The sequence below is a fragment of the Halorussus amylolyticus genome (assembly GCF_004143485.2).
In the GTDB taxonomy this organism is placed as follows: domain Archaea; phylum Halobacteriota; class Halobacteria; order Halobacteriales; family Haladaptataceae; genus Halorussus; species Halorussus amylolyticus.
Map to the genome: position 1 here is coordinate 245,407 of NZ_ML974134.1, position 16,379 is coordinate 261,785.

Annotated in this window: 19 protein-coding genes; 9 read left to right on the forward strand and 10 right to left on the reverse strand. The window is 65.7% G+C overall.

From position 1 onward, the window contains the following. Positions 1–81 precede the first annotated feature (81 nt). Together EKH81_RS12090 and EKH81_RS12095 are read left to right on the forward strand one after the other, a co-directional pair. Positions 82–1,659 carry a Na+/H+ antiporter NhaC family protein gene (locus EKH81_RS12090; RefSeq protein WP_132057705.1) on the forward strand — a complete coding sequence of 526 codons (1,578 nt, stop codon included), beginning with the start codon at positions 82–84 and terminating at the stop codon, positions 1,657–1,659. Further along, positions 1,656–1,922 carry a DUF7513 family protein gene (locus tag EKH81_RS12095; protein WP_132057706.1) on the forward strand — a complete coding sequence of 89 codons (267 nt, stop codon included), beginning with the start codon at positions 1,656–1,658 and terminating at the stop codon, positions 1,920–1,922. The genes EKH81_RS12090 and EKH81_RS12095 overlap by 4 nt, the downstream gene beginning before the upstream one ends. Positions 1,923–2,308: 386 nt before the next feature. Here EKH81_RS12095 and EKH81_RS12100 read toward each other — a convergent pair whose 3' ends face one another. Next, entirely contained in the window at positions 2,309–2,635 is a 327-nt protein-coding gene (locus tag EKH81_RS12100) for an uS10/mL48 family ribosomal protein (protein WP_132057707.1), read from the reverse strand. Positions 2,636–2,908: 273 nt separating this feature from the next. Between EKH81_RS12100 and EKH81_RS12105 the strand changes: the two genes are divergently transcribed. Beyond that, positions 2,909–3,346: a bis(5'-nucleosyl)-tetraphosphatase gene (locus EKH81_RS12105; RefSeq protein WP_132057708.1), complete on the forward strand. Its 438-nt coding sequence runs from the start codon at positions 2,909–2,911 to the stop codon at positions 3,344–3,346. 29 nt (positions 3,347–3,375) lie between these two features. On the opposite strand, the gene EKH81_RS12110 is transcribed toward EKH81_RS12105, so the two are convergent. Then, positions 3,376–4,092: a DUF7827 domain-containing protein gene (locus EKH81_RS12110; RefSeq protein ID WP_132057709.1), complete on the reverse strand. Its 717-nt coding sequence runs from the start codon at positions 4,090–4,092 to the stop codon at positions 3,376–3,378. A gap of 144 nt (positions 4,093–4,236) precedes the next feature. Between EKH81_RS12110 and EKH81_RS12115 the strand changes: the two genes are divergently transcribed. Further along, complete coding sequence (locus EKH81_RS12115) at positions 4,237–5,298, forward strand: DUF5787 family protein (protein WP_162224611.1); 1,062 nt, start codon at positions 4,237–4,239, stop codon at positions 5,296–5,298. On the opposite strand, the gene EKH81_RS12120 is transcribed toward EKH81_RS12115, so the two are convergent. After that, positions 5,295–5,795 (reverse strand): DUF5797 family protein, encoded by a 501-nt coding sequence (locus EKH81_RS12120; RefSeq protein WP_132057711.1) that lies wholly within the window; start codon positions 5,793–5,795, stop codon positions 5,295–5,297. The two genes, EKH81_RS12115 and EKH81_RS12120, sit on opposite strands and share 4 nt — an antisense overlap. A 463-nt stretch (positions 5,796–6,258) precedes the next feature. On the opposite strand from EKH81_RS12120, the gene EKH81_RS12125 reads away from it, so the two are divergent. After that, a complete protein-coding gene (locus EKH81_RS12125; RefSeq protein WP_132057712.1) occupies positions 6,259–7,035 on the forward strand; it encodes an enoyl-CoA hydratase/isomerase family protein in 777 nt (258 codons plus the stop codon). An 11-nt stretch (positions 7,036–7,046) separates the two neighbouring features. On the opposite strand, the gene EKH81_RS12130 is transcribed toward EKH81_RS12125, so the two are convergent. Continuing rightward, positions 7,047–7,562 (reverse strand): CNNM domain-containing protein, encoded by a 516-nt coding sequence (locus EKH81_RS12130; protein WP_132057713.1) that lies wholly within the window; start codon positions 7,560–7,562, stop codon positions 7,047–7,049. Positions 7,563–7,692: 130 nt separating this feature from the next. On the opposite strand from EKH81_RS12130, the gene EKH81_RS12135 reads away from it, so the two are divergent. Beyond that, positions 7,693–8,886, forward strand: a complete 1,194-nt coding sequence (locus tag EKH81_RS12135) for a threonine synthase (protein ID WP_132057714.1) — start codon at positions 7,693–7,695, stop codon at positions 8,884–8,886. 13 nt (positions 8,887–8,899) lie between these two features. Here EKH81_RS12135 and EKH81_RS19760 read toward each other — a convergent pair whose 3' ends face one another. The 3 genes from EKH81_RS19760 to EKH81_RS12145 all read right to left on the reverse strand — a co-directional run bounded on the left by EKH81_RS19760 (position 8,900) and on the right by EKH81_RS12145 (position 11,361). Further along, complete coding sequence (locus tag EKH81_RS19760) at positions 8,900–9,025, reverse strand: hypothetical protein (protein WP_274380500.1); 126 nt, start codon at positions 9,023–9,025, stop codon at positions 8,900–8,902. A gap of 105 nt (positions 9,026–9,130) precedes the next feature. Further along, positions 9,131–11,062 carry a serine hydrolase domain-containing protein gene (locus EKH81_RS12140; protein WP_132057715.1) on the reverse strand — a complete coding sequence of 644 codons (1,932 nt, stop codon included), beginning with the start codon at positions 11,060–11,062 and terminating at the stop codon, positions 9,131–9,133. A 107-nt stretch (positions 11,063–11,169) separates the two neighbouring features. Then, positions 11,170–11,361: a hypothetical protein gene (locus EKH81_RS12145; protein ID WP_162224612.1), complete on the reverse strand. Its 192-nt coding sequence runs from the start codon at positions 11,359–11,361 to the stop codon at positions 11,170–11,172. 154 nt (positions 11,362–11,515) lie between these two features. Here EKH81_RS12145 and EKH81_RS12150 point away from each other — a divergent pair, with 154 nt between their 5' ends. Then, complete coding sequence (locus tag EKH81_RS12150; protein WP_132057716.1) at positions 11,516–12,256, forward strand: metal-dependent transcriptional regulator; 741 nt, start codon at positions 11,516–11,518, stop codon at positions 12,254–12,256. Then, complete coding sequence (locus EKH81_RS12155) at positions 12,253–12,960, forward strand: TMEM165/GDT1 family protein (protein WP_132057717.1); 708 nt, start codon at positions 12,253–12,255, stop codon at positions 12,958–12,960. The genes EKH81_RS12150 and EKH81_RS12155 overlap by 4 nt, the downstream gene beginning before the upstream one ends. 1 nt (position 12,961) lies before the next feature. Here the strand turns inward: EKH81_RS12155 and EKH81_RS12160 are convergent, their stop codons facing one another. Then, complete coding sequence (locus tag EKH81_RS12160) at positions 12,962–13,900, reverse strand: phosphotransferase enzyme family protein (RefSeq protein ID WP_132057718.1); 939 nt, start codon at positions 13,898–13,900, stop codon at positions 12,962–12,964. Between the two features lie 121 nt (positions 13,901–14,021). Between EKH81_RS12160 and EKH81_RS12165 the strand changes: the two genes are divergently transcribed. Further along, entirely contained in the window at positions 14,022–14,672 is a 651-nt protein-coding gene (locus EKH81_RS12165; protein WP_132057719.1) for a LysE family translocator, read from the forward strand. A 2-nt stretch (positions 14,673–14,674) separates the two neighbouring features. On the opposite strand, the gene EKH81_RS12170 is transcribed toward EKH81_RS12165, so the two are convergent. Then, positions 14,675–15,385, reverse strand: coding sequence for an HD domain-containing protein (locus EKH81_RS12170; protein ID WP_132057720.1), 711 nt, complete (start codon positions 15,383–15,385; stop codon positions 14,675–14,677). Positions 15,386–15,528: 143 nt separating this feature from the next. Next, a complete protein-coding gene (locus tag EKH81_RS12175) occupies positions 15,529–16,254 on the reverse strand; it encodes an alanyl-tRNA editing protein (RefSeq protein WP_132057721.1) in 726 nt (241 codons plus the stop codon). Positions 16,255–16,379: the final 125 nt, after the last annotated feature.

Genomic DNA, 16,379 nt, shown 5'->3' on the forward strand with positions numbered 1-16,379 from the left:
GCCGACGTGCGCTCTGACAGCGAGTATCGGTGTTGATTTATAACCTCTAGGGCGAATCGCCCGAAACACGGAGGAGAGTGAATGGTAGATTCCGACGAATCAAAAGACGGCGAAGTCGCTGAGGAACTGGCCGACGCCCGACGCGCTCGGAGCGATTCGCGCATCGAGTTCTACGGCGGTCCGGCGGCCAGCACTATCCCCATCGGCCTGTTCATCCTCTGGGCAATCGTCCAGAGCGGCCTGTTCCGAATCGGGGACACGACCGGTCTCGTGGCGGGGATGTTGCTCTCGCTCATCGTCGGGATGTTCTTCGCGAAGGGCGACTGGAAGACCTACGCCAACACCATCTTCGAGGGGATGACCCAGAAGGTCGCGGCGACCGCAATCGTGGCGTGGCTCTGGGCGGGCATGTTCGCCGACACGATTCAGGCGGGCGGCTTCGTCGGCGGTCTCGTCTGGGCGGCCGACTTCCTCTCGGTCGGCGCGGCGCTGTTCCCCGCGATTACGTTCGTCCTCGCGGCCCTGCTCGCCACCGGCATCGGCACGGGGTACGGCACCACCATCGCGTTCACGGGGCTGTTTTTCCCGGCGGGGATTCTCATCGGCGCGAACCCCGTGTTGCTGTTCGGTGCGATTCTCTCGGGGGCCGTCTTCGGCGACAACCTCGCGCCGGTCAGCGACACGACCATCGTGAGCGCGGTCACGCAGGACGCCGACATCGGCGGCGTGGTCGCCTCGCGGTTCAAGTACGCCATCGTCGCGGCGGTGCTCGCGTTCGCGGGCTACCTCGTCGCGGGGTCGATGATGTCCGGCATCGAAGTTTCGGGGAGCGCGGACGTGCTGGCGGGCCAAGCGACCGCGCTCGGACTCGTCCACCTCGCGTCAATCGGCGTCGTGATTTTCACCGCGGTTCGGGGCCGACACATCGTGGAGGCGATTTCGTGGGGCATCATCGTCGCGGCGGCCTCGAACCTCGCGTTCGGTCTCGCGTCGGTCGGTGACATGGTGCTGTTCCGCGCGCCCGACAACGTCGCGCTCGCCGAGTCGCTGTCGTGGCTCCCGTTCCTCACGACGGTTCCGGCGGGGTCCGACCAAGTCGGCGTCGGCGGGAGCATCTACGCGGGCGCGGCGGGCTTCTTCCCGCTCATCGTGCTAACCCTGCTCATCGTGGCCGGAGCGCGCATCATGATTCGAGGCGGCGGCTTCGAGGCGATTCAGGACTTCCTCCTCGAACGAGTCGCCACAAACGTCCGACGCGCCGAGACCACGATGGTTCTGGGCACCGCGAGCGTCAACGCCATGATCACCATCAACACCGCGGCCGAAATCGCCATCGCGCCCTACGTCGCGCGCATCGGCGAGCGATACAACATCAACGGCTACCGTCGCGCGAACATCTTAGACGCCAACACCTCGGCGCTCGGTTACATCTTCCCGTGGGCGGGCGGCGTCCTCGTGGGCTACGCCGAAATGCGGACGCTCGTGGGCGCGGAGAACTTCGAGTGGTTCACCAACGAGATGCTGGTCAACCCCGTCGAGGTCTGGCCGTTCGTCTTCCACGGCTGGCTCCTGTTCGGCGTGTTCATCGTCTCGGCGCTGACCGGGTTCGGTCTCGAATACGTTTCGGACCGCGAGTCCGAGGAGGTGGCGCGCGTATGAGCCTCCTCGAAAAGTACCTCGCAGGCGTCGGCTTCCGGACGAACACGCCCGCGTTCGAACCCGGCGAGGAGATTTCGGCGTTCGTCACGGGCTACGACGGCGACACGCCGGTGGCTCGAATCGGCGACACGGTGCTCCGAGTGGAGGGCGCGCCCGCGGACGCGGTGGACGCCCGCGCGCGACTCAAAATCGAGTCGTTCGACGCGACCGACCACACCGGGACCGCCACGTATCTGGAACGCGTCGGCGAATCGGCGTTCTGAATCGGAGCGAATTGTCTTTTCGATGGTTTCGAAGCAGAATTTTCACCCCGGCGCGCGCTGGCGCGACTCGTGGTTTGAGTCGCGCCCAAAGCGTGCGAGGGATGAGTATCGCAGGCCGAAGGCCGAGAAACGCAATCGGTTGGGGAGGCGTGTGGCCGTCGCGGGTGCGGTGCGGGTGCGGTTCTCATAGGTACCGGGAGTAGCTAGCTTGTTCTCGACTGTCCGTTCAGGTCTTAGCTTGTTCTCGACTGTCCGTTCAGCTTTCAGCCAGTCGAGACTCTCCGTTCAGCTTTCAGCCAGTCGAGACTCTCCGTTCAGCGTTACACTACAGTTCCGACTGTTCGACACGGCCGAACGAAGAAGTACACAAAAAAATCGAAGCGTGCTCAGGCCATCTGCTCGATTTGTTCTAACTCCACTTCGACGTGGACGCCTTGCGGGAAGTCGAACTCGGCGACTTTCCGGGCCACGTCGTTGTGGCCGACGATTTCCATCTGGCGCGTGTAGACGGTGTAGTCCCACGACCGGAACTGTCGGGACTCGTCGCCGTCGGTCGTCTTGTACTGGGGCACGCGGAGGTCGCTCGGCGGGGCCGAGTGCGGCCCGCGGAGTTCCGCGCCCTTTCGCTCCGCAGTGGTTCGAATCTCGTCTACGACCTGTTCTAACGCGGGTCGGTTCCCGCTCTGGAGTCGGATTCTGGTTACGAAGGTCATGGCTGGGTGCTGGGTATCCCGGTCTTTTTCCGCCGACGTACGTAAAACGTCTGCTCTTGGTCCGGCGGTTGGCGAGGTTCGTTGTTTCACTGACACCAGGGTTTCGAGACCGTTTTTCAGTCTCGCGTCGGTTCGTGTCACCGACAGTTTCTCGCGGCCGCCACGCGCCCGCGAACTTCCGGCCGGACACGCCACCGGAAGTAGTCTCGGTTTTCCGACTGCCCAACAGTTCTCCGACATTCTCTTAACGCACGGACGTATAGACTCCATCAAATGACGGTCAAAGCCACGAGCGCGGGTGCAATCCTGTACCGGGATACCCGCGGTCGCCGCGAATACCTCCTCCTCAAGAGTCGCCCCGGCGACTGGGAGTTCCCCAAGGGCGGCGTGGAGGGAGACGAAGAGCTACAGCAGACGGCAATCAGAGAGGTCAAAGAGGAAGCCGGGATTCAGGACTTCCGACTCCTCGACGGCTTCCGGGACGACTACGACTACGTCTTCGAGGCGAACGGCAACACCATCCACAAGACGGTCCACCTGTTCGTCGCCAAGTCCTACGAGGCCAGCGCCGAACTGTCCCACGAACACCGCGACCACCAGTGGCGCGACTACGACCAGGCCATCAACACCATCACGCAGGACGGCCCGCGAGAAATCCTCGAAGACGCCCACGAGTTCCTGAACGAGAAAGAGGAGAACGGCGACGTTTAGCGGTCGCCGTTCGAAGTTCGGACTCCAAACTATCGACGAGCGACCAGCATCGCGGCTCCCGCGAGCGCGACCAGCGCGACCGTCGGTCCGAAGCCGGGAACGCTGCTCTCGGTGTCGTCGCTCGTTTCCGTCGCGATATCGGTCGTATCCTCCTCGGTCGTCGCGATGTCAGTTGTCTCGTCCATCGTGGTCGCGATATCGGTCGTCTCGTCCACCGTGGTCTCCGTCATCGGCCCCTCCGTCGTCGAAGCCTCCTCGATTCGCAGTCGGGACTCCGCGACGAAACGGTCCTCGTCGTCGTACAGTTCGACCGGATAGGCACCCGGTGCCAGCGCGGGGTACGGCGGCTCGCCTTCGAAGTCCGCCGTCTCGTCATTCACAGTCGCGGCGTCTTCCGACGCCTCGGTCGTCACTTTCGTCGCGTTCGGTTCCCCGGCGGCGTCGGTGTCGAACACGACGACGACCTGCCCGTCGCCGTTGCCGTCCTCGACGGTCACGTCGAGCGCGTAGTTCACCGCGTCCTCCGTGCCGATTTTCAGACTCGCGGTGTCGGTGCCGGTCAGTTCGACCGGAATCGACACCGTTCCGCCGCGTTCAGTCGTCAAGTCGGCGTCTCCGAAGACGACGCGCGAGTCGGTCTCCGTAGTCGTCTGATTGCCGATACCGATTCCGTCCGACGCTCCCGCCGCGAGTCCGCTACCGAGAATCGCGAGCGCGAGGAGCACGCTGAGGAGTTTCGTTGTCATAGCTCAGGGGACAAGCGGATGCCGAACAGACGACACCACTCGCGTTATTCGACAGCCGAACGTGTTAAATTTCTTGTGTTATATGGCGTGACTGCTACTGCGACTTCCGAACCACTTACGCCCGCCCGCTTCCAACTCCGGCGCGTGACCGACGCGGACGCGGACCCCGAGTTCGTCTTCGAACTGCGAGTCTGCCGGTGGGTCGAGCGGAACTGGCCGCCGGAGACCGCGGGCCGGTCGTCGCCCGAAGGCGACGACCGGCCCGCAATCGTGGCGCGTCAACTCGGAACCAGGCGCAGGCGGTGGGACACCATCGTCCTCGAAGTGGACCCCGAAGGTCTCCGCCAGCGCGCGAACTTCGGGCCGAAGCGGCTCGACTCGGACCTGCTGGACGTGATTCCTCACGCACCCGCCGACTGGACGTGGTACCGGGACGCGCTCGCCGACCCTGGCTACCCGTGGCGGTACGTCCGTGAAGCCATCCACCGGGCCGCCGACCGCGACATTCTCGACGTTCGCAAGCAGGGCAACCGCCTCCAGATTCGCCGGAAGTGGGCGTACCCCGATTGGGTCGAGCGCGTCGTCGCCGTCGAGAACAAACCCGACTTGGACGCGAGCGCGGCCCGCGCCCTGCGTCCTCAACTGGAGTACGACGTGGCGCTCGCGCTCGCCGACGAGGTGTGGGTCGCAACGCGCGCGACCGGCGAGACGGTCGAACCCGCGCTCCTCGAACGCGTCCCGGTCGAGGTCGGGATTCTCGCGCTCGACGAGGACCGAACCGCCAGCGTCGAGTGGTTTCCCCGAGTGCTCGACGCCGACCGGTCCGGAACTCGGATTCTGGACCGCCCGACGGGCGGCAAGTACGACGCATCGGCGGCGACGTTCGAGTACGCCGACCCGGAGTGGAAGGCGAAAAAACGGCTCGAAATCGCCGAGCGCGCCTACGAGACGGGGTGGCGGTCGTACGCCGAAACCATGCGCTCGGACTGTCGGCACTTCGAACTCGCGCGGGAGGGCCGGACGCTCCTGCCGTGGTGTGGGGCGAAAGAGTGCCACCAGACTGGGGCGGCGTGTTCGGGGTCGTGTCCGGAGTTCTCGCCCGAACCGCCCCAGTGGCGCACGAAGGGGTGGCCAATCGAGGGCGGGCCGGGGAAGGGGATTCAGAAAATTCTGGAGACGCGGCGCGAGCGTAATCGTCCCGGCTAGTCGGACACCGACACCTCGACCTCGTCGCGCGCTACGGTCAGTTTGAAGGTCGGCACCGTCCGGTACACCACCTCGACCACGCCCTTCCGTCGGAGTGCTTGAAGCGCGCTCCGTACGTCCTCGGCTTCGGGGTCGATGCCGAACTCCTCGCGGAGTTTGTTCAGCACCGACACCACGCTCTCCGATTCGTCGTCGGGTCCGGCGACGACCTCGAACACCTGCTTCTGGAGTTCGGGCACCCGAATCGCTTCGGGAACGCCGCTTTCCTCGTCGGCCACGACGCCGGGTTCCACGTCCACGAGGTCGGCGGCCTCGCCGGTCGCGCGGATGAGGCTGTTGTCATCGCGGTAGTAGTAGTCTTTGAGTTCGGTTTCGAGATACTGGTGGACCTCGCTCCCGCTTTCGAGGCCCCAGCGGTCCTGGAGTTCGGAATTTTTGGTCGGCTGTAGCTCCACGAGGTCGGCGAGTCGCTCGCGGGCCTCCTCCGAGAGAGTCATTGGCCGACGCTACGGCCGGGCGATATTTCCGCTTTCCGGAACGGAGAACTTGGAGTGATGTCGGAACGGTTACTGTTTTGGTCTGTGTCGAGGCGTTTCGGTTCGGTTCTGAATTGGTCCGAGAGATTGCGTTTACGTAGTCGAAAAGTCGAAGAAGCTAGCTATTCCCGTACCCGAGACCCGGAATCACGTCCTACCTCCGATGATGAAGTCGAAGAAGCGAGCAACTCCCGGTACCTATGAGAACCGCATCCGCACCGCGACCGCGACGGCCACACGCCTCCCCAACCGATTGCGTTTCTCGGCCTTCGGCCTGCGATACTCATCCCTCGCACGATTTGGCGCGGTCCCAAACAGCGGGACCGCGCCAGCGCGCGCCGGGGTGGAACGATGAACAGGGGCGAAGAGCGAACGCTGTCCAATTCTCGGAAAGATTATTCCGGGGCGGGCCGTCCTCACACGTATGTCCGACTGGGAGACCATCCGACTGGACCACGAGGAGGGCGTCGCCACCCTGACCGTGGACCGCCCCGACCGACTCAACGCGCTGAACGTCGAAACCCTCGAAGCAATCGAGGAGGCGCTCGCGGAGGCCGAGGACGAGGGCGCTCGCGCGCTCGTCCTCACGGGCGCGGGCGACGACGCGTTCGTCGCTGGCGCGGACATCAGCTACATGCAGGACCTCTCGGTTGCCGAGGCCCAAGCCTACGCCGAGTTGGGTCACCGAGTCGCCGACAAAATCGAGTCGTTTCCCGCGCCCGTCATCGCGGCAATCAACGGCTACGCCTTCGGCGGCGGCTGTGAACTCGCGCTCGCCGCCGACCTGCGAGTCGCGAGCGAGGACGCCATCGTCGGCCAGACCGAAATCGACCTCGGCATCGTCCCCGGATGGGGCGGGAGCCAGCGACTCCCCCGACTCGTCGGCGACGAGACCGCCCGCAGGCTCATCTTCTTCGGCGAGCGAATCGACGCCCAAGACGCACACGAACACGGACTCGTCGGCGAGGTAGTCGCCAGCGACCAGATAGACGACCACGTCGCCGACCTCGCCGCCGACCTCGCGGCCAAGCCCCGCTACGCGCTCGCCGCCGCGAAGGAGACGCTGAATCAGGCCCACGAGACGACTCAGGAGGCGGGCCTGCGCTACGAGCGCCGGGTGTGGAGCGGCCTGTTCGGCACCCGCGACCAGCGCGAGGGGATGGAGGCGTTCCTGGCGGACCGCGAACCCGACTGGGAGTAACGACCGCCCTCTCAGTCCGTGTACGGCTTCTCGATGTCCGTCTCGACGGGGATGAGCGCGTTCATGCGCCGCGTTATCCAGTCGAACAGCGTGATGACGGGCGAGAGCGCGCGCTCGACGAATCGAACCGGCGACGCGATGGTCAGCGACCAGCGCTCGGCGTTCGCGAGACCGAACGCCTTCGGCACGATTTCGCCGAATATCAGGACGAGGACGCTGGTCACCAGCGTCGTCACCACGATTGCGGGACCGGGCGGCAGATAGCTCGCGACGAGGACGGTCACGATGCTCGAAATCGCGATGTTGACGATGTTGTTCCCGACCAGAAGCGTCACCAGCAGTCGGTGCGAATCGTCGAGCAACTCCTTCAGCACGTGCGCTCGCCGGTCGTCCGTCGTCGCCTGACGGTCCACCCACTCGCGCGACAGCGAGAACACTGCGGTCTCCGAACTCGAAAAGAACGCGCTACAGAACAGGAGTAAGAGAACCGTCACAATTCCGGCAAGCGCGACCGTGAGACGTTCCATAGGCGTCTTACTGCCAGCGAGCCTAATAAACCGTGTCAGTCGCGAGCGGATGTTCTCGCGAAGTCGGGACAACCGGAACGGGACGCCGGGAACGAACAGGGATTAGTCGCTCGCCTCCGAACCCCCGCGCATGGAAACTACCGAGGCGTTCGTCGGCCTGACCTGTGTCGATTGCGGCGAGACGTTCGACGCCGAAACCGCGACCCACCGCTGTCCCGACTGCGACGGCATCCTCGACCCGGAGTACGACTACGACGAAATCGACCTCATCCGCGAGGACCTCGCGGCCCGCCCGTTCGAGTCGATGTGGCGCTACGAGGAACTGCTCCCCTTCCCGCAGGACGTCGCCGTCTCGATGGACGAGGGCGCGACCCAGCTCGTAGAGTGTCCGACCCTCGCCGAGGAACTCGGCGTCGGCCGAGTCCTGTTCAAAGACGAGGGCCGCAACCCCACCGGGACGTTCAAGGACCGCGGCCAGACCGCCGCTATCACCGCCGCCGTCCAGCACGGCGCGACCGACGTGGCGCTGAATTCGGCGGGCAACGCCGGGCAGGCCGCCGCAGCGTACGCCGCGCGCGCCGGACTCGACTCGCACGTCTTCCTCCCCTCGCGCGCCGGGTTCGTCAACAAGGCGATGGTGAACGTCCACGGCGGCGACTTGACAGTCGTGGAGGGTCGCATCGGTGACGCCGGACAGGCCTACGCCGACGCGATGGCGGAGAACGACGACTGGTACTCGGTCAAGACGTTCGTGACGCCGTACCGCCACGAGGGCAAGAAGACGATGCTCTACGAACTGGTCGAGCAGAACGACTGGGAAGTGCCCGACGCGGTCGTGTATCCGACCGGCGGCGGCGTCGGTCTGGTCGGGATGCACAAGGCCGCGAAGGAACTCCGCGAGTTGGGCCTCACCGACGAGATTCCCGCGATGTACGCGGCCCAGTCGTCGGGATGCGCGCCCGTCGTCGAGGCGTTCGACGAAGGAAAAGACGTTCACGAAGTCTGGGACGTGCCCGACACCATCTGTGGCGGCATCGAGATTCCCGACCCCGGCGCGAGTCCCATGATTCTCGACGCCCTGCGCGAGAGCGACGGCGGCGCGGTGGCGACCAGCGACGAGGACATCCTCGACAGCGCCATCACGGTCGCCCAGCACGAGGGCCTCGAAATGGGCGCGACCTGCGCGGCGGCCGCCAGCGGCGCGTGGGAACTCGCCCGGCGCGGCGAGTTCGACGACGACGACACGGTCGTCCTGCTCAACACCGGCGCTGGCAACAAGGACGACGACGTGCTCCGGAGTCACCTGATGGGGAAGGGAATCTAGCCGAGACTGCGGACTACCGCTCCACCGTCACGGGGTCCTCGGAAATAATCCACGCGTCGGGCGAGGACTCCGACCGGAGTTCGAGACTGTCGTCGTGGAAGTAAGCGGTGACCCCCCCGCTCGATTCGGACTCGGACATATCCGTTCGGACGTTCGACCGACACATCGTTATTGACCGTCTACTCGCGAGTCAGGCCGAGCGAACTACCGGAGAACGAAGGGTAGGCGATTCGTTCGTCGGCTATCACACTCCGAGGTTCCAGTAGTGGAACAGCCAGAGCAGTCCCGCCGACGCGCAGACGACGGCGGTGTAGTGAACCCTCACGGGGAGACTCCAGTATCCTCGTCGCCACGACCGGACGGCGTACGCTCCGGCCCACAGGGTCGCGACCGCTCCGGCGACCGGGATACCGAACGCGACTTCGAGGCCCGACGGCGGCCGATTGAACGCGCCGTTTCCGGCACTCACAAGCAGTACGACGACCCCGAGGGCGAACACGAGCGGCCAACCGGCCGCGGCACCGCCGACCCATCTCGCTCGTCGCGCGCCGCCCGAGAGCGACGGTCCGCCGCGATACCACCGCCACGCCGCCCCGAGCGGCCACCCGACGACGCCCGAGAGCATCACGAGCGCGGTGGCGGCCGCGAGCTTCGTCTGGAGACCAATCTGCTCGTGCCACGAAATCGGTTTGAACGCGGACTGCTCGACGAGCAGGTGGGTGAGGTCGCCGTCCTCCTCGCGGAACGCGAGCGTCTTCCGGCCGTCGGTGCGACGGAAGACGAGCGGTTCGATTTCGACCCAGCGGTCGGTGGTGTCGCCGTCGTCGGTGACGAGGGTGCCGTCGTCCTCGATTCGCACGTCTATCGTCCGCACCGGACCGAACGCGGTCAACACGGGCTTCTCGTACGTCGTCGCGTCGGTGGCGAGAATCGAACGGTACGACCCTTCGATGTCGTCGGCGCGGGCGGGACGACCGTCCGGACCGGCCGGTTCGTCTGCCTCGACCGGAACGTAGTTGTCGAGGAACGCGTCCGTGAACGCCGAGCGGCCGGTGCCCGCCTCGGCCCCGTTGTACGCGACGAACAGCCCGAGGTCGAGTTCGGGGACCAACAGGAGTTCGGTGGCGAACTGCGGGATGCCGCCGCCGTGCCGGAGGATGCGGATATCTCCTCGACTTCGCTCGAAGAGACCGAACGCGAAGCCGTCGAGGTGCTCGTGGGGCGTGAACCATCGGCGGTGCATCTCGTCGGCGGCCTCGGGCGAGAGGATTCGCCCAACGCGCTCGTCGTCGCCACCGTCGCCGACCGCGCCGCGGTTCAGGTGCGCGAGCAGGAACTGCGCCATGTCCGCCGGGGTCGCACTCATTCCCGACGCCGGGGGAACGTCGGAGAACCAGTTCACTTTCTCGGTGAACGCCTCGCGCGAGTCGGCTCCGAAACCGCCGGGAGCCTGTTCGAAGGTGCTTCGGCCCATGTCCAACGGACCGAACACGTTCTCCGCGACGTACTCCCTGAACGTCGTGTCGGCCACGTCGGCGACGAGTTGGCCGGTGAGCGCGGCGGCGTAGTTGGTGTACTGGGGCGTCTCGCCGGGCGGCCGGACTCTCGCAGGCTGGTGTTCGGACACCGCCTCGTCGAGCGGTCGCAGACGGTCGATGTCGCCGGACGTGTCCCCGCGGACGCGGGCTTCGAACCCGGCGGTGTGGGTCGCGAGGTCGGCGAGCGTAATCGGTCCGTCGTAGGTGTCGGGGACGGACACCGATTCGAGGTACGTGTTCACGTCCTCGTGGGGGTCGATTTCCCCCCGGTCCACGAGTTGCATCGCCGCGGTCCACGTGACGACCTTCGACACCGACGCGATTCGAAAGCGCGTCTCGTCGGCAACGACCGGGTCGCGTTCGTCGAGGAAGGCGTGTCCGTAGCCCTTCGTGAGCGCGACCGACCCGTCGTGGACGACCGACACCGCCGCCCCGGCGAGGTCGTGGTCGTCGAGATGCGCCCGGACCGTCTCGTCTACGAAGGCTTCGAGGCCGTCGAGGTCGGCCGACTGCTCGGTCGTATCGCGGCTACCGGGTCCTTCGGCGCTCGCGGTGTCCGAAGCGCACCCGGCGATGGCCGCGGTACAGGCGGTTCCCGTTCCCGAGAGAAACCGTCGGCGAGAGAGGTGTTGAGACATATCGAGTCGTTATGTCTTTGAAAGAGCATTAGATGTTTTAAATCACTGGGTTCGAATGGCGTCGGAGCGAGAGCACGGAGAGTCCCAGACCGCCCCGGACGCGGAGGTCAATAGAAGTACAGTTCGAACTCGTCGCCACAGTTGTGACAGTCTACCGTCGTCCCCTTCAGGCGCTCGTCCCCGGAGAACTGCTCGCCTTCGGAGACCTCCGGCGTTGGCGCGGCCCCGCGGGGGGGGGGCGCCGCGCCCCCCCCCCCCCCGCCCGTGGGACACCCGATGCTGACCCCCGCTCGCGACATACCCGCTATCGACGCCGTCGCGGACGTTAGTTATACGTCGTCTACTCGGGCACAGACCGTCCGTAGGCGAGCGCGCGACCGGTCGCGCGCTCGCCACGGCGATAGAAGATGGGACAAACTTAAACTTTAGACGGCTCTAAATGCGACCACGAACATGTTGAGCGACGTGATGGAGGACTACCTGAAAGCTATCTACACCCTCCAGACCGAGGACGGCGACCCGGTCGCGACCTCCGCCATCGCCGAGTACCTCGACGTGACGCCGCCGACGGTCACGAGCATGGTCGAAAAACTCGAAGACCGAGGGCTGGTCGAGCGCGAGAAGTACAAGGGGGTCGAACTCACCGCGGAGGGCGAGACGGTCGCGCTCGAAGTCCTGCGCCACCATCGCCTGCTGGAGGCGTACCTGACCGAACACCTCGACTACTCGTGGAGCGAAGTCCACGACGAGGCCGACCGCCTCGAACACCACATCAGCGAGGAGTTCGAGCGCCGGGTCGCCGACGCGCTCGGCGACCCCGAGGTGGACCCCCACGGCGACCCGATTCCGAGCGAGGACCTCGCGCCCATCGCCGAGGACGACACGACCCGCCTGAGCGACCACACCGAGGGCGACACGGTAGTCGTCGCGCGCGTGAGCGACCGCGACGACGAGGAACTCCGGTATCTCTCGAACGCGGGCATCACGCCCGGTACTCGCGTCCGGGTCGTGGGCGTGGCCCCGTTCGGCATGGTGACGGTCCGCGTCGGCGAGCGCGAGACGCCGGAAGCGTCTCCGAACGGCGAGTCTCAGGGACGCGAACAGAGCCTCCCCGAGTCTGTCGCGGCGTCCATCCGCGTCCGGCGCACCGAGACCGAGGGAGCGACCCCCGAGTCCGGGGTGGGCGGTGCGTGACCGGATGGGTCGAAATCGCGGTCGTGGCGGCGGTCGCCCAACTCGCGGTCCTGCCGGGCGAGAAGGTCCAGTTCATCATCGCCGGACTCTCGACCCGGTACGACCCGCTGGTGGTCGTGAGCGCCGCCGGGGCCGCGTTCGCGGGGTGGACCGCGCTCGAAATCTGGTTCGGGAGCGCCCTCCAGTCGGCGCTCCCGCCGGTCGCGCTCGACGCGTTCACCGCGATACTGTTCTTCGTCTTCGCGGTCGCGCTGTGGCGGTCGGCCCCCACGGCGGGCGAGTCGGGGGCTTCGCTCGAATCCGACGGCGGAGTGTCACAGGCCTCCCTCGGCGTGGACCTGCCGACCGTGTTCGGCCGGGACCTCTCGGAGTCGTTCGGCGGCTTCGTCCCCATCTTTCTGCTGATGGCCGCGGGCGAGTTCGGCGACAAGACCCAGTTGGTCACCATCGGACTCGCCGCACAGTACGGCGCGAGTTCGGCCATCTGGGTCGGCGAGATGGCCGCCATCATCCCCGTGAGCCTCGCGAACGCCTACTTCTTCCACCGCTTTTCGGGACGGTTCGACCGCCGGAAGGCACACCTGTTCGCGGCTGGGCTGTTCGGCTTCTTCGCGGCCGACACCGTCCTCGCCATCGCGACCGGGTTCTCGATTTGGGAGCAGGTAGTCGGTGGGGTTTCGGCGGCGGTGCTCGGCGTGATGTGAGTCACCGCTTTTCGGCCCGTTCGAGTGTGTCTGAAAGTCGCTCGGAGTAGAAACTCCGCTCGTACTCGGAGAGTTCGCCCATTTCGAGAAGCCCTGCGACGATTTCTACGAGCGTCTCGACTCTGTAGAGCGGTTCGTTTCGGTCGAAGGAGCTATCGAGGTCGTTCACTTCGCGGTATCCTTCGTAGAGTTTGGCTCGAACGTCCCAGTTGCTACACGGGTCGTGCATCCAGAAGCAGTTGGCCGCTTTCACGAGGTCTCGCTGATTGTGGCCGGAGTAGGCCCGGTCGAAGTCGAGTACTCCCGTCACCTCGCCGTCGCGGAAGAGGACGTTGTCCGGGGAGTAATCGTCGTGGCAGAGAACGGGCCGGAACTCTTCCGGCAGGTCTCCTCCCGACCGGTCGAACAGTCTCTCGACTTCTGTTCCAGCCGTTTCCAGTCCACCTTCTCGCAGGACTCCCGAACTCTCCTCGACGGTACGCTGTATTCGCCGTTTCAGACTCCCTTCTCGAAATCGTCGGACGGATGGATATCCGCCGTCGAACCGTATCCAGCCTGCCGTCTCGAAGTGCCTGACGTTGTGTATCTTCGCTAGGTATCTCCCCGCGTTCAGGACTTTTTCGGGAGACACGTCGCGCTCCGCCGTTTTGCCGGGTAGCTTTTCGACGAGCGCGTATTTTCTCCCGTCGAACGCGGTCATCTTCTCCGTCACGAGGTTCGGGACGGGTATCTCGGAGTTCTGCAACGCGGCGTAGCAGTTCAGGCCGCGTCTCAGAGAGTCCCGTCGGTCCTTGTCCGCGTCGGACGCAAACTGGAGTACGTACTCCCCACCGGCACAGTCGAGTTCGTACGTCTCGTGTAGCAGTCCCGCGTCTACTCGCGTGACCTCCGTCGGGGACTCTCCCAGTTCCCGTTCCGCTATCGAGACGATTTCGTCCATCGAATCTACGGCTACCCGTTCGAAGTGGAGTCGTTTACCGTTTGCCACCGATTTACGCGCCCCGGTCGCCGCAGTTCCGGTTTAGGAGAACTTTTCAGAGCCGACTCCCAACTCCGAACTCATGCAACTGCTGGTCTCGGCGCTGGCCGGGGTCGCGCTCGGTCTCTCGCTCGCGGCCCCGCCCGGACCGATGAACGCCGTCATCGCCGAGGAGAGCGTCCTCCGAGGGTGGCGGTCGGGCTTCCGGGCTGGTCTCGGCGCGATGACCGCCGACGCCTGCTTTTTCGTGCTGGCGCTTCTCGGGGTCGTCGCGGTCGTCCGTGACCTCCCGACGGTCAGGGGCGCGCTGTTCGGCGCTGGCGGAGTTCTGATGCTCTACTTCGCCTACGGCGCGGCGAGCGACGCGAGCGCCGCGTTCACCGGCGAGGATGTCACTTCGGCCGACGAGAGCAAGGGCTTCCAAAAGGCGTTCGCGCTCGCGCTCACCAACCCCTTCCAGATTCTGTGGTGGCTGACCGCGGGCGTCGGCCTGCTCGACCCCGGCACGTTCTCGCTCGACGCGCTCGGCATCACCGTGGCGACCGGAAGCCCGGTCATCGTGGTCGGCTTCTTCGCGGGCATCGCGCTCTGGATTACCGGCTTCCCGGCCGCGCTGGTCGCCGCCGGACGCCGCGTGGACGCGTTCGCGCCCGCGGTCGCGTACCTCAGCGCGGCGGTGCTGGCGCTCGCAGGCGTCTCGTTCGTCTGGGAGTCGGTGCGGATGCTCGGATAACCCTACGGCCGATTGTAGTTTCGCGGGTCCGACTCCGTCTCGTGGTCCATCTCGGGCACTTCGGATTCGAGCCACTCGCGGAACCACTTGACGCGCTTGAGTCGCTCGTGGACGATGCTCTCGGCGGTGTCGCTCTCGATTCGCGTGGCCGCGTCCTTGCCCCGCTCCATCACCCTATCGACCATCTCGGCGGCGTCCATGTGGGTCCGGGCTTCGTACCCCATCCGGAGCAGCATCAGCGCGGTGCCGTTCGCGCCCACCTTGTCGAGCAGGTCGGCCTCGATGAGACACTGAGCTTCCTTCGAGAGGTTCGTCAGGTCGCCCTGATACGAGTGATTCTCGACGGCTTTGCACACCTCCTCGATGAACGACTCGGGAAAGTCGCCGTGGGTTTCGAGGTACTTCCGAGCGATGCGCGCGCCCTCCTCGGCGTGGACCTCCTGGTCGGCGTCGAGTTTGGCGATGTCGTGGAACAGCCCCGCGACCCGGACCACATCGACGTTCGCGCCCTCCGCCTCCGCGATGGTCTCTGCGAGGTCGACCACGTTGAGGATGTGGTTGAATCGGTACTCCGCGGAGTGCCACGGGTACCACCGCATTCGGCCGCCGCCGTCCTCGTTCTCGACGCTGGCGGCGAGATACTCGTACACGAAATCCTGCATCGCCTCGTACTCCGACTCCGTAATCGGCGACTCCTTGATTTCAACTCCCACAGAACCACCTCAGTTGACCGAACTCCGTACTCATTGTTACTCGTATAAACGTATGATTGACTCTTTAGAGTTACGACGCCCAAACGAGTAGGGAGATTCGGTCGCGACACCTCGTTCACGGGCGACGTTCCACCCGGCCAGTCCTACGCGTCGTCCAGCACGAACTCGATTCGCTCGGTGTCCGCGCCCTTCGAGGTGCGGTCGGTTATCCGGACGCGCCCGATTTCGCCGAGGCTATCGACGTGGGTGCCGCCGCACGGGCAGTAGTCGAACGCTTCGACCTCGACCACCCGGAGCGGGTCCACGTGGTCCGGAATGAGGTGGAGGAGCGACCGTCCTTCGTCCACCCGCGATTCGACTTCCTCGCGCGGGCGCTCGGCTTTCGTCACCGACAGGTCGCGCTCGATGGCTTCGTTCGACAGTTCCTCGATGGTCTCGACGTCTTCCTCGGAGAAGTCCACCGGCTCGAAGTCGATTCGCGACCGGTCGGCGTGAATCTGGTTTCCGGCGGTCTCGCCGCCGAACTCGTCCAAGACGACCCGCGAGACGACGTGCTGGGCGGTGTGCATCCGACGGTGGGCGTCGCGGCGCTCGGCGTCGATTTCGCCCCGGACCGTCTCGCCCGAGTCGGGAACCTCGCCTTCGATTTCCGCGACGTAGTGGCGCACGTCGCCGTGGTTCTTCCGGACGTTCGTGACCTCGGCGCGGCCGCCGTCCCACTCCAGCGCGCCGTGGTCGGCTGGCTGGCCGCCGCCTTCGGGATAGAAGTAGGTGCCGTCGAGGACGACGTACTCGTCGGTCGCCTCCGCGACCGTCGCTTCGAACTCGGTCACGCCGTCGGCGTCGGGAAGGTACCGCTGCTCGCTCATGAGTGACCGAAGGCCCCCCAACGTCTTAACGGATAGGCTGTCGGTAAGTCGCTCAGACCGTCGGGCAGGCGGGCCCCCCGGGGGGCCGCCGCGGCGGGCCCCCGGCCGACGAAAGAGCCCCACCC

Excerpts from the sequence above, each read along its gene's own strand:
- EKH81_RS12125 (WP_132057712.1), top strand. The coding sequence starts at position 6,259 with ATGTCCGACTGGGAGACCATCCGACTGGACCACGAGGAGGGCGTCGCC.
- EKH81_RS12140 (WP_132057715.1), bottom strand. The coding sequence starts at position 11,062 with ATGTCTCAACACCTCTCTCGCCGACGGTTTCTCTCGGGAACGGGAACC.
- EKH81_RS12175 (WP_132057721.1), bottom strand. The coding sequence starts at position 16,254 with ATGAGCGAGCAGCGGTACCTTCCCGACGCCGACGGCGTGACCGAGTTC.
- EKH81_RS12160 (WP_132057718.1), bottom strand. The coding sequence starts at position 13,900 with ATGGACGAAATCGTCTCGATAGCGGAACGGGAACTGGGAGAGTCCCCG.
- EKH81_RS12095 (WP_132057706.1), top strand. The coding sequence starts at position 1,656 with ATGAGCCTCCTCGAAAAGTACCTCGCAGGCGTCGGCTTCCGGACGAAC.
- EKH81_RS12165 (WP_132057719.1), top strand. The coding sequence starts at position 14,022 with ATGCAACTGCTGGTCTCGGCGCTGGCCGGGGTCGCGCTCGGTCTCTCG.
- EKH81_RS12130 (WP_132057713.1), bottom strand. The coding sequence starts at position 7,562 with ATGGAACGTCTCACGGTCGCGCTTGCCGGAATTGTGACGGTTCTCTTA.
- EKH81_RS12120 (WP_132057711.1), bottom strand. The coding sequence starts at position 5,795 with ATGACTCTCTCGGAGGAGGCCCGCGAGCGACTCGCCGACCTCGTGGAG.
- EKH81_RS12145 (WP_162224612.1), bottom strand. The coding sequence starts at position 11,361 with ATGTCGCGAGCGGGGGTCAGCATCGGGTGTCCCACGGGCGGGGGGGGG.
- EKH81_RS12090 (WP_132057705.1), top strand. The coding sequence starts at position 82 with ATGGTAGATTCCGACGAATCAAAAGACGGCGAAGTCGCTGAGGAACTG.
- EKH81_RS12110 (WP_132057709.1), bottom strand. The coding sequence starts at position 4,092 with ATGACAACGAAACTCCTCAGCGTGCTCCTCGCGCTCGCGATTCTCGGT.
- EKH81_RS12100 (WP_132057707.1), bottom strand. The coding sequence starts at position 2,635 with ATGACCTTCGTAACCAGAATCCGACTCCAGAGCGGGAACCGACCCGCG.
- EKH81_RS12105 (WP_132057708.1), top strand. The coding sequence starts at position 2,909 with ATGACGGTCAAAGCCACGAGCGCGGGTGCAATCCTGTACCGGGATACC.
- EKH81_RS12135 (WP_132057714.1), top strand. The coding sequence starts at position 7,693 with ATGGAAACTACCGAGGCGTTCGTCGGCCTGACCTGTGTCGATTGCGGC.
- EKH81_RS19760 (WP_274380500.1), bottom strand. The coding sequence starts at position 9,025 with ATGTCCGAGTCCGAATCGAGCGGGGGGGTCACCGCTTACTTCCACGAC.
- EKH81_RS12150 (WP_132057716.1), top strand. The coding sequence starts at position 11,516 with ATGTTGAGCGACGTGATGGAGGACTACCTGAAAGCTATCTACACCCTC.